Annotated in this window: 4 protein-coding genes and 5 pseudogenes; 6 read left to right on the top strand and 3 right to left on the bottom strand. The window is 39.8% G+C overall.

The window, feature by feature from the left end; genetic code table 11:
- The 3 genes and pseudogenes from ACFIMK_RS03460 to ACFIMK_RS03470 form a co-directional block, all read right to left on the bottom strand.
- Positions 1–4,346 (bottom strand): annotated as a pseudogene (locus ACFIMK_RS03460) (filamentous hemagglutinin N-terminal domain-containing protein); the annotation flags it as partial.
- A 91-nt stretch (positions 4,347–4,437) separates the two neighbouring features.
- The gene (locus ACFIMK_RS03465; RefSeq protein WP_375683104.1) at positions 4,438–6,144 is read right to left on the bottom strand and encodes a ShlB/FhaC/HecB family hemolysin secretion/activation protein; all 1,707 of its coding nucleotides are present in this window, start codon (positions 6,142–6,144) and stop codon (positions 4,438–4,440) included.
- 45 nt (positions 6,145–6,189) lie between these two features.
- Positions 6,190–6,369: a hypothetical protein gene (locus ACFIMK_RS03470; RefSeq protein WP_375612457.1), complete on the bottom strand. Its 180-nt coding sequence runs from the start codon at positions 6,367–6,369 to the stop codon at positions 6,190–6,192.
- A gap of 256 nt (positions 6,370–6,625) precedes the next feature.
- Here ACFIMK_RS03470 and ACFIMK_RS03475 point away from each other — a divergent pair.
- From ACFIMK_RS03475 to ACFIMK_RS03500, 6 genes and pseudogenes are all read left to right on the top strand, one after another.
- Positions 6,626–7,245: pseudogene (locus ACFIMK_RS03475) on the top strand (type ISP restriction/modification enzyme); the annotation flags it as partial.
- 279 nt (positions 7,246–7,524) lie between these two features.
- Positions 7,525–7,782: a type II toxin-antitoxin system RelB/DinJ family antitoxin gene (locus ACFIMK_RS03480; RefSeq protein ID WP_375638828.1), complete on the top strand. Its 258-nt coding sequence runs from the start codon at positions 7,525–7,527 to the stop codon at positions 7,780–7,782.
- A gap of 1 nt (position 7,783) precedes the next feature.
- A pseudogene (locus tag ACFIMK_RS03485) lies at positions 7,784–8,057 on the top strand (type II toxin-antitoxin system YafQ family toxin).
- Positions 8,058–9,588: 1,531 nt separating this feature from the next.
- A pseudogene (locus tag ACFIMK_RS03490) lies at positions 9,589–10,249 on the top strand (hypothetical protein).
- An 83-nt stretch (positions 10,250–10,332) separates the two neighbouring features.
- The gene (locus ACFIMK_RS03495; protein ID WP_375618860.1) at positions 10,333–11,511 is read left to right on the top strand and encodes a hypothetical protein; all 1,179 of its coding nucleotides are present in this window, start codon (positions 10,333–10,335) and stop codon (positions 11,509–11,511) included.
- A gap of 98 nt (positions 11,512–11,609) precedes the next feature.
- Positions 11,610–11,912: pseudogene (locus ACFIMK_RS03500) on the top strand (hypothetical protein); the annotation flags it as partial.

The following is an 11,912-nucleotide window of genomic DNA, read 5'->3' on the forward strand; positions in this document are numbered from 1 at the left end:
GGGATCTTGCTGCTCCACAGCATTGTCATAGAGCCTTTGCATTTGAGCATTGGGATCTTCAACATCAAGAAGAGTGCGATTACCTGTCAGCTCAAAGATTTGCTCACCCACCAGACGATATTCAAAATAAGCATCCCCTAATCTTTTAAACACGTTCTCAGGCTTATAATTGCCAATCTTTTTTAAGTAATAGTCCGATCCCAAAAATTTACTTGGGTTGATAAAGTCCTGTCGCGTCTCAACTAAAAACGGCACATCCGGTGATTGGGTCTGGTCCAATTCTGTCTTGACAGAGTTTAGCCCATCTTGCGTTGGCACCTGTATGGATTCTGGTGCGGGTGTTTTTGTGCTTGGTGCAAAAAGCCCTTTGTGCCCTTTCAAACCATTGATAATACCGTCTAATCGATCATCACTAATCAGTGGTTTGGAACCGTCAAAATCGGTGTTTTTAACAACAGCCAAACCTTTATCGCCAGAGCGTAAGCCAACTTGCTCAACGCCCTCACGCACCGCATGATTGTCAATATAGCCTGTCAACTTGGCATCAAGCGTGCCACCAGCTTCAATCGTGCCGTAAACAGCATCATAAGTGCGCGTGATTATTACAGGATCATCAACATATTCCGATGTGTCTGTATCTCCTATTTGAGCCACCCCTGCACCCAAAATATCACCAGATGTAGTCTCAATGCGTGTTGTCGTCTCAATCTTGGTTGTTTCGGTTAAATCACGCCCCTCATTGAGCAGCGTATCACCCTGCATCTCAATGTTGCCATTAGCAGCAATCAAACTATAGCTATTGCGGATATCACCGGCATGGATCGTGAGATGACGCCCTACNCCTGCATCTCAATGTTGCCATTAGCAGCAATCAAACTATAGCTATTGCGGATATCACCGGCATGGATCGTGAGATGACGCCCTACCAAAATCTGTGCCGCATTATTGGTAAAATGAGGCTGCTGCTGACTAACCGTCGTTGTAACTCTGGTAGTTGTGGTAGTTGTATCAACAAAAAACCACCCATCTGTTTCAGTATGTGATGTTTCATAGACATTGCGATTCACCACTTTATCGCTAACTTCAACCCCGCCTTCACGCATGTTGGTAAGCGCTGAGACATCGAAGGTCATATCGCCTGACACGGCTTCTAAAAGACCCGAGCTGTTGATCACATGACCAGCCCGCTCTCCACTTAAACCACGGATTATGAGATTGTCTTCATCAATGACATCGGAAAACTTATTGATAAAATCCCCATCCAAGGAAAAAATGGCAGATTTCTTGGCATAAATCAGCCCACTATTACTCAGATCAGCGCTCACATTGAGCGCAACCCCATCACCACTTGAACCAATACTGCCGGCATTGTCCAAAACATCTGCGGTTAAGACAAAAGCACCACCACTTTTGAGAACACCGTCTTCACCATTTAAAACCAGAGCAACTTGCCCCAATGACGGATCATGACTTTTTGCCACAAGCGTAAAACTGTTACTGGCTAAAAGCTGACCGGAATTGGCTAAAGACCCAAGCTTCGCATCAACAACACCGCCCACCATAATACCGGAATTGCTTAAAACATCATGACTGTTGAGAGTCAGTACCCCGCCTTGCGCTTCCACAAGCCCAGTTTGGGTGAGTGTGCCTGCCTTCAGCGTTACATCATAGGCGCCAACCTCACTTGTCTCGCCCATTGTCAATATGCCATCACTGGAAAGCTCTATCCGCTTTTTAGAGACAATGCGCCCCGTTTGGCTGAGATTTGTTTGCGCATGCAAAGCAATGGTATCATTGCTTTCTATTGTGCCACTATTGCTTAAATCACCGTGGCTGGTCAGTTGAAGGTCACCACGCTCAATCTCTATGTGCCCTGCTTGGATCACACTATCAGCAACAATATTGACTGCCCCTTGCGTAGAAATAAGACCATCAACATTCTCAAAACTGCCCACATCAATGCGCAAACCATCCCGCGCTAAAACATGCGCACCTTCATCATGTGTAGCGTTTTGTTGCTCTGAATTTGTCGTTTCAGCGCTTTTATTGACAAAAGACGTTGCAACAATCTTCATCTCACCGGCTAAAGCACTGAGAAGACCAGCCTCATTATTTATATGACCAGCACGTGTCTCTTTCAGCCCACCAATGCTGAGAGCCTCTTCTGCAATCATTCTGCCCTGTGTGTTGGTTAAATCACCATCACTGAATACGTCCATAGATTTTTTGGCGTAAATCAGCCCACTATTGCTGACATTCCCTGCCACATTGAGGGCAACATTCTCACCACTAGAGCCAAGCACACCGGCATTGTCTAATTGCCCTGCGGTCACAACAAAAACGCCACCACTTTGAAGAACCCCTTCGGATGTATTCTTCAGAAAGGCTTGTTGCGGATCGGCGCCTTCTTGTGCGCTTACCATCAAATGCAAATCATCGGTTGCAATAAACGTCCCTTGATTGGTAAATGCACCAATATGAGCATCGACACTCTCACCGCGCATTGTGCCGCTATTGATAACCCCATCACGCACTTGAAGGGTTAATGCTCCTTCTTGGGCTTCCACAGTCCCTGCTTGGGTTAAAGCATCAGCACTTAAAACCACATCATAACTTAAAATCGTGCTCTCTTGAGAGGTTGTGAGCATGCCCCCCGCTGTCAAGGCAACCTGCTGCATGCTGACAATATCACCCGTGTGATTGAGGGCACCATGGGCATCCAGCGTTATCTTCCCATTAGACCAGACAGTGCCTTCTTGGATCAGGGCACCGTGATGCGCATAAAGGTCAATTTTTTGCTCTGCCACTAAGCGCGCGCGTGATGTAAGCTCTGCTGCTTCCACCAAAAGAGAGCCGCCGGCGCTATAATGTCCAGCGCCTACAGTGAGCCCATCATCGGCGCTCAAGACAATATTCCCCTTGGCACCAATATGGTTGTTTAAAGCGCTGATTTGATTGGTTTTAATGGTCAGATCGCCAAGAGAAGAAACCCCTGTTTGATCATTGTCTTGCATGCGGCTCAGATCAATTGTTGCTGCTTGGATCTCTAAAAGATCACCGGCGGCTATCCGCCCATTCCCCGCCTCAAGCTTTGCTGCCTGTAAATGCAAAGAACCCGTCGCTGACTGTTGACCATCACTCCCAATACCGCTTGCTAGAAGAGCATGGGACTGGAGCTTGATCAGATCGGCGCCCACATCAACAGTACCGCTCGCTGCAACGCGAGCTTGCTCAGCCAGTTCAACATGTTTCAAAGCCTTCAGTTCAACTGCTTCTTCTGAAAAAAGCAGATCTTTCACATGTACACTGTCGTGGTGAGAATGAGCCTTCACCGCTCCTTTGGCGCGTGCTTTAGCAATCACCAGCTTGCCATCACTTGTCAATCTCATGGCGCCTGCATTGGCAACCATGTCTCCGCGCATCTTAACGCCCGCACCTTTATCATTGGCAATCACGCGAATCTGCCCCGCATACATTCCACCAAACTCACTGGAATCAATCGCCAATTCCGGCTCTTTGCCATCAGAACCAAGAGAAGTTGCTTCCCGCTTGTCATAATCAAAATGATTGCGCCCCGCGATAACAGCCAAATCTCCTTTGACCTGTATGGGACCCCCGACACTGATCTTGCGCGAAACAAGATCAAAAATATCTAATGCACTCCCATCAGCCCCACGAGAGCCTATAGTGATATCTCCACCCTCAACACGCAATCCACTCAAAGCGCCATCGGCTCCAATAATCGGTTGTCCAGTCGATAAAGTCACCCGTGGTGTATTAATAAAGCCACAACCGTTACAGGTAATCCCATTGGGGTTGGCGATAATAACATCCGCCATATGCCCGTGTACTTCGCTCATGCCTTCAAGACGCGAGCGATTGGCACTTACCACTTCATTAAGGATAACCTTTGCTGCACCGCTATAACGCAAATTGCTGTTGCCTGGCACCAATCCCCCAAGCTGTGAACGCGAGACTTCCTCAGTCGAATTGTTCAAAATTACGCCATGGGTATCAACATTGAAACTGTCATATTTGTTATGAGAAAGACCCTGTCCATTGGGGCGAACAATATCAATCAGCGGCACATCATTGCCGGCTTTCCCCACCGTGGGGCGGAAAACAGAGCCAACCCCATCAGCTGCTTTAATCCCTTGGCTCTCTTGTGCAACAGGACTTCGCGCTCCAAGCGCTTGTGCTTGCAATAACAAAGGCTGAAAAGCTAAGCAAAAGCTTAAAACAAGTGAAAGCCCCTTATGGATCCCTCGCTGCAAAACACAAAGAACGCGCTGCCATAGCTTGTATCCATATCCCAATCTATGCTTTTGATCTTTCAATCCCCGCATCTTCAGCTCCTCATAAAATTCTTTATCTCTTTAAAAAAACAACCCATATGGGTATAAACAGCGCAGCGATATTTTTTACCGCCCCTTTGCTCTAAAATCTCAATAATGCCCGCACTTGAAATAACCCTGTCGCATTTCCCTTTTCTCGCACTGTCGATTGGGTTAAAATATTCGAATAAGACACATCAATATCCGTAATGTCTCCGGTTGCATGGAAACCAAGAGTTGCCCCAACGAGGCTCCCGCCAAAACTGTTTTTGTTTACATTATTGGCCACGGCCCCCAGATCAAGCGCCATATAAGGGGCAAATTGGCTCATAAATTTACGCCCCATTCTCGAAGAAAAACCTGGCAACAACAGCGACAATTCATTGCGCCAAAACGCCCCATTATTGCCGTAATAAATCGCCTCACGCACCCCACGCACAGAGGAACTACCACCAAGCGATATTTGCTCTGAACTAAACAACGTGTCGGGTGATAATTGTCCTGAAAACAGCGTGTTATAGCGAAAGTTATATTGTTTGAGCGAAAAAGGACGCACGTAGCCTAGGGAAAAAGATAATTTGGAAAATTGCCCTTTGGGTGAATTTTTTGTTGTATTCTCTTGCTCTTTATCATCATAAGCGCCAAGAATTGCCAACCCTTTATGAAACCCTATATGCGCGCTTAATTCTCCTCCAAGCCACTTGCGCGAATGATCAAGCTCAAAGGTTGCAATAGCCAATTTACGGCTGGAAACATCAACCCGACTGCCCATAATAAAATTATCAGAATATTTCCATGTCAAGCGTCCTGTAAGCCAGGTCTTTCCCTCTTGATCACGGTCGATAACCCGTGAAATCCACGGTGTCAGCGATAAAGACTTACCCGCAGTCATAATATCGGAAAATATTCCCTTAACACTCGAATGATATTGGCTCCACGTCCCATCAAAACCTGTTGTCCAAGTGCCATAGGGAAGAGAAAATGATCCCGTTAGAGTATCACTATTGGGACGCTTGTGAGAAAAATGATACGGACTACCATCCATAGAACGCTGATAGCTCAACGACCATTGATCATTGATCCCCAACAGATCATCAAAAGAAAAGCTCAAGCGCGTTTGATAAAGCCCTGTTGCTTTAGCGCCAAGATTATCGCTGGAAAGCGTAATAAGCCAAGGTTTCTGTTTTTCAATATGAACATCGAGTATCGAACCACCCGAATTGCTCCCCGCACCAAGATTAATGGTGGCTTGGCGTGAGAAAAGCCGATTGATTTGATCAAGCCCTTGCTCTATCTGGCGCAGATTGGTCGGCTTTCCAATAAGGTTTGGAAAAGCCGTGGTGATTTCTCCTTGAAGTCTCCTCTCAACTTTATGCCCATCCAGAGTGATATCTTCCATCACACCTTCAACAACAACAATCTTGAGATGACCGCCGCTTAAATCTTGCTCAGGCAAATAAGCCCGCACCGCAATATAGCCGCGCTTCATATAAAGCTTGGTCACCGCTTTGAGCACTTTGTTGATTTCGGCAATCCCCAAACACCGTCCTTCCCAAAGAGAAATGGCTTCATGAAGGTCGGTATGAGAAATCAACTGAACATCAACAAATTCAATGCTTTTGATCAGCAAACAGGTTGTACTAGGCGAAGCACCATAGGGAGATATGGTATCATCGTCTGGCAAAAATACCTCATGGGTTTTGTTTTTACGCTGCAATTGCTGAAAACGCTGTTGTTGCGTTTGTTGTCGTTGGATGCTCTCTGATTGATTAATCGCTTTCTCACGAATGTTTTGGGCAAAACTCGCCAACGAGAAAAGGCACAAAATAGCCGTAAAAACAAAAGTGAAAAAAATCTATGCATTCATTGTGCCCTCAAAATGAGCAACAAAATGAACCATATCATCAGCGTCACAGAAAAAATCGCCAACCGCGTAACAATTTTTTAATTTTTTGATGAGAATAATACTTATAACATCTGAGAAAAAAGCATAGACTGTACTGTATACACCTGCTTTATGAGTTGTGCAAACCATATCATTTCCCCCGCTTTTGAAGATTTTACAATGACACTGTTAAATGACAATCATACACTCTAATATGCTTCTTAATTTTAAGGTGTTGCATGTGATATAATTTTGAGCTTCAAGTAAAGACTGTTATTCATAGAATATACCAAATTTATTGGAACTGTTACATATTAGAGACAACAAAAAACACTCCATTATTATCGCTTGATAAGAAAAATAGCATGACAATCGCTTATTTACTAAAATAAGAAAAAAGAAAATGCGTAATGCCATAACTGATGAAGGATTAGCATATTTAAAAGCCGCTTATCCTAATGAAAAAACACTAAAGATGATCTGTTTTATTATGTTTACGGTTTTTTGCATTCAGAAGATTATCGCACCCGTTATGCTGATAATTTATGCAAAGAATTGCCTCGTATCCCTTGCGTAAAAACGGCTGATGATTTTTGGAAATTTGTGACAGCAGGGCGTGAACTCGGTCATTTGCACGTAAACTATGAAACTGTAGAACCTTATCCTGTCACCTTTAAAAAGGGTAATCCAAAATTAACTGACATCTCTAATCTCGAAAAATTCTATTATGTAACTGAAATAAAATTTGCAAAAATTAAGAATAGTAAGGAAAAGGATAAATCAACTGTTATTTATAACAGCAATATCACAATAACAGATATCCCTCTTGAATCGGTTATGGGGCGTCAATGCGTTAAGACAGATAAAAAGAGTGGTATTGTTAATGATGCCAATCACTATGCTGTTGAAACCATTGGCAACCCTGCCTATCCATTGGATTTGTTTCAAAGGGTTATCACTGTAAGTTTGGAAACAATGAAAATCGTTAAGAACTTACCAAAATTAGAAATAAGAGAAACTGAATAGATTTGGCATACTCACATAATGGGTATAGAGCTTATAACCATAATCTATACCTCTCTTGTTAAGTTGATTACATAAAATTTTCTTTACTATGAGGATAACAAAATAAAGTTAAGAGAATAGGATTTTGCAACATTCCTCTTAATTATTACGAATTAAGGATTCTTTTCGTGGAGTTTTTTGCCATACCTGCTGTCCAAAGGGTTTTTAATTCTAAAAAAATTGACTTGAGACTACAGTGTAGCTACATTATAATAAAATCTATGAATGGAGGTACCAATCATGAAAGCCGATTCTGTTGTTCGCGCTCGCATTCCTGCTGAAATGAAAAAACAAGCGATGATTACTTTAGAACGCATGGGATTAAGTGCATCAGACCTTATCCGTATAACATTTTTGCGTGTCGCTGAAGAAGGTTGTTTGCCTTTTGAGCTTAAAGTACCTAATAGTGTCACACGTAAAGCTATAAAGGAATTAGATGAAGGTAAAGGTAAGACATTTAAAAACGCTGATGCCCTTTTTAAGGATTTAGGCATTTAATATGCTGATACCTGTTCGCTCGAGACAATTTAAATGTGACGTGCGCAAGGCGGGAAAACGCAGTAAAAAATATGAATAAGCTGCGTACACTATTAAGTCTTCTAATTGAAGAAAAGCCATTACCAAGACATTACTGTGATCATCCACTAAAAGGCGATTGGGTAGGGTATCATGATATTCATATCGAACCAGATTGGCTGCTTATTTATAGAATAGAAGGAGATAAATTACATCTTATTCGTACAGGAACGCACTCTGACCTTTTCAAAGAATAATTATATGAAAAGTTAAAAATACTCTAACTTTTCTCTACATAATTAGATTTTTTTACATTGCCTTTAAGAGGTTATATCGTAATCTAAAATGATAGCTTTGTTTAAAGAGAGCTATGTATATTCATTTTCTTATATTACTTATAGGTTTTGAAGGTTTCTCAAACCCTCAAAATACCTTCAAAACCCCTTTATATATATATTACAGATTGTATTTACGTGTTGTGTGTAATATGGGTTGTTTATTTAAAACATTAACATATTGAAATATAATAACTTTTATTTTTGATTGAAAAATAATATATAAAGGGGAGTAAAAGGAACCCTCAAAATACTCAAAATCTTCAAAACTCATAACCATAATGGTCTTGATAGCATTTCATATGAATTACAAGCTATCTTTTGAAAGGCTTTAAAAGATCATATGCTTTTCATAAAGCACGTTTTAATCATTCTCTAAATCATAAGTTTATCTATTCAAATGAACTGATAAAATTCATAAAAAGGATTTTGATAACGTAATCAGTTTTTACTTTCATACGCTTTTTATAAGACGTGTTGGAATTACTTAATAAAATAATCTAGTTTATCAGTTCAATTTACTGACACATAATTGACAAGTTTTAATCAATTCACATCGTTGGTTATCTTTAAAGATTGTACTCTTGATATGAATTATGTCTTAAAAACATTAACCTATTGAAATATAATGATTTTAATTTTCTCTCATTAAAAAAAATGATATAGGTTCTAAAAAGAACTGACAAAAATGACAAAAGTTTATTAAAAGGGATTTTGCTCATCTCTATAATGATCAGTTTCTATTGAGATGTTTTCATAAGTGTTTTCATAACAGGCAATAAATCACAATTATCCTATTTATCGTTTCTCTTATGAAACTGAAAAATGATGCCATGGCTATAAAGAACATAACAGCTATAGAGAAAGCAAAAATGCAAATGAAAGCATTTGTTATAAGAGCGCGGTGCTATTAAGGTTTTTTAAATTAGAGCCCCTTATAAACAAAATTCACAAAAAATTTAAAATTCATTTAGTAAAAAAATGATAGGTTATAAAGCTAAAAATACGCATTATGAGAGCGTTTCTAAATATTATAAATGTATAGATTCAGAAAATACGCAATCGTTTCACAAAGCCCGTAATATAGCTTTAAAAGCACATAAATATAAAAGAAGCAATTAATAGGCATAAGATATTATCAATACACAACGTATTTAAAAAATACAAAAAATATAAAATATTATTTGACAATAAATACGTATTTTGCTATATAAATAATTAAGTGATCAAAACACTAAACATGTAGCGAAGAGGTTACGATAAACCTAATCCTATTAAAAACTGACTATCTTTTATGCTTTTGTTAGCATATATAGTGATTTTGTCGGGTGTAGTTACGCTATACAATACCCTTTTATGGGAAAAGCGTAACAACGGACTACATGCCGTGTTTTGAGCGCCCGGCATCCTTATAGGGTGTTAATTCAAAATTATAAACATGTAGGATTTAATTATGACAACTATATCAAAAAATACCCCCGTTATCTCTTCCATTTCAAATGAAACCGCTCTTGCTAATCAACAAGAGCCTGCAAAAAAATACGAATTTACAGGTGAGACAATAGAGGTTGGTTTTAAAACCCTTCATAGAATTCGCGCTTTAAGAGATTTTGGAGACGTAAAAAAGGTGATTTAGGCGGGTTTATACAAGGTGAAAGTAATTTATCCCATGATGGCAATTGCTGGGTGGGCGGTAAAGCCAAGGTTTATAGTAATGCAAGGGTTTACGATAATGCCGTTGTAAGTGGGTATGCCCATGTGAATAATATTGCTTGTATTTATGAAAATGCAAGGGTTTATGGCAAGGCGGTTGTGGCTGGCAATATTTATGGCAATGCTCATGTGTATGGCTTTGCACGTATTTATCCTGATGCTCATATTTTTGGTAATGCTCATGTTCATTATTACGCTTGTGTTTTTAATGATACAAAAATTTATGATAATGCGAAAATTTCCGGATATGCTTGTATTTTTGCAAATGTAAAGATTTTTCGCAATGCGGTCATTAAAGGTGACACTTGGGTTCGCAATAATACACTTGGGTTCGCAATAATATTGAAGTCTGTAGTAAAGAAATTGTCTATAATGACCAGTCTATAAAAGACGCTGCGTAAATAATGCGCGGGCGCGGCGGGGGCGCCCCTCTTTTAAACATTTCATTTTTAAATTTATCAAATATGAACTTAGGGAGTTACCTATGAACGCTATAACTGTGTCTAAAAAATACGAATTTACTAATGAAACACGTTGCGTGGCTGGTCATACTTTACACCGTATTAAAGCCATTAGAGATTTTGCTGATGTAAAGGCGGGCGACCTCGGCGGCTTTATTGAAAAGGAAAGTAACTTATCACATGATGGTAATTGCTGGGTAGCTAATGAGGCTTGTGTTTATAATAATGCTCTTGTTTCTGATAATGCTACTGTTTTTAATTATGCTAGTGTTTTCGATAATGCAACGGTTTGTGATAATGCAAAGGTATTTGATTTTGCTAGTGTTTATGACAATGCAAAAATACATGATAATGCCTTGGTTTTTGGATATGCTTTTGTTTACAAACATGCTCATGTTTTTAATAACGCCGCTGTATGTGATAAGGCTGTTATAAGAGACAATGCAAAAGTCTATGGGAATGCTTTTATTAATTGGTATACACGTATTGAAGACAATGAAACGATTAATCTTGCATCTCAAATTTCTGATGACGCTTGTGTCTCTTTACCTATAACAAAAAAATACGAATTTACGAATGAAACGCGTTGTGTGGCTGGTCATACTTTACACCGCATTAAAGCCATTAGAGATTTTGCTGATGTAAAGACTGGTGATTTAGGTGGTTTTATCGAAAATGAAAGCAATCTCTCTCATGATGGCAATTGCTGGGTCTATGATAATGCTACCGTTTTTTGGGAAGCTGTCGTTTCTGACAATGCAAAAATACATGATAATGCTTGTATTAATAGAAATGCTAAAGTTTATGGCAATGCCGTTGTTAATGATGATGCATGGATTTTCGGTGCAAATGCTCATGTTTATGGCAATGCAAAAATTAATGACAATGCTATCGTTCGTGGTCAAGTTTATGACAATGCCTTTGTTTGTAATAAAGCTAATATCATTTTTGATGCAAAAATCTCTGACAATGCGAAAATTGCTGATAATGCTTATGTAAGGGGCTTTGTTTATGGCAATGCAAAAATATTAGGCTCTGCTCGTATTGATTGGGCTGCTCATGTTTACGATAATGCCGTCGTTTCTGACAATGTATATGTTTGTTACTTAGTAAAAATCTTTGGCAATGCTATAGTTGATGGCAATCAAAAAATTTATGATGATATTGGTAATAATAACAAAACCATAAATGAAGCTGCTTAAATAAAGCATGGGCGTTGTGGGGGCGCCTGCTTTCCAATCCAATTTTCCATTTCAAATTTTAGAAAACGTTTATCACATTAGATTGTGAGGGTACTCCTATGTGCAAAAAATACGAATTAACCAGTGAAATTAAAAAAATCAAACATGCTCTTACTCGAAATATTATAACTCTTTATCGCATTCGTGCTTTAAAAGATTTCGATGATATAAAGGCGGGGTCTTTAGGCGGCTTTATTGAAAAGGAAGTTAACCTATCCCATGATGGCAATTGCTGGGTGTATGATGAGGCTTGTGTCTATGGTCATGCAAGAGTGTATGACAATGCAAAAATACGCCATTTTTCTCAAGTCTGTGGTCAAGTTTATGGCAATGCTGAGGTCTATGGAAAAGCTTTTATCTCT

This window comes from Bartonella sp. AP280QHHD (assembly GCF_042196125.1).
GTDB lineage: Bacteria > Pseudomonadota > Alphaproteobacteria > Rhizobiales > Rhizobiaceae > Bartonella.

Excerpts from the sequence above, each read along its gene's own strand:
- ACFIMK_RS03470 (WP_375612457.1), bottom strand. The coding sequence starts at position 6,369 with ATGGTTTGCACAACTCATAAAGCAGGTGTATACAGTACAGTCTATGCT.
- ACFIMK_RS03480 (WP_375638828.1), top strand. The coding sequence starts at position 7,525 with ATGAAAGCCGATTCTGTTGTTCGCGCTCGCATTCCTGCTGAAATGAAA.
- ACFIMK_RS03495 (WP_375618860.1), top strand. The coding sequence starts at position 10,333 with ATGAACGCTATAACTGTGTCTAAAAAATACGAATTTACTAATGAAACA.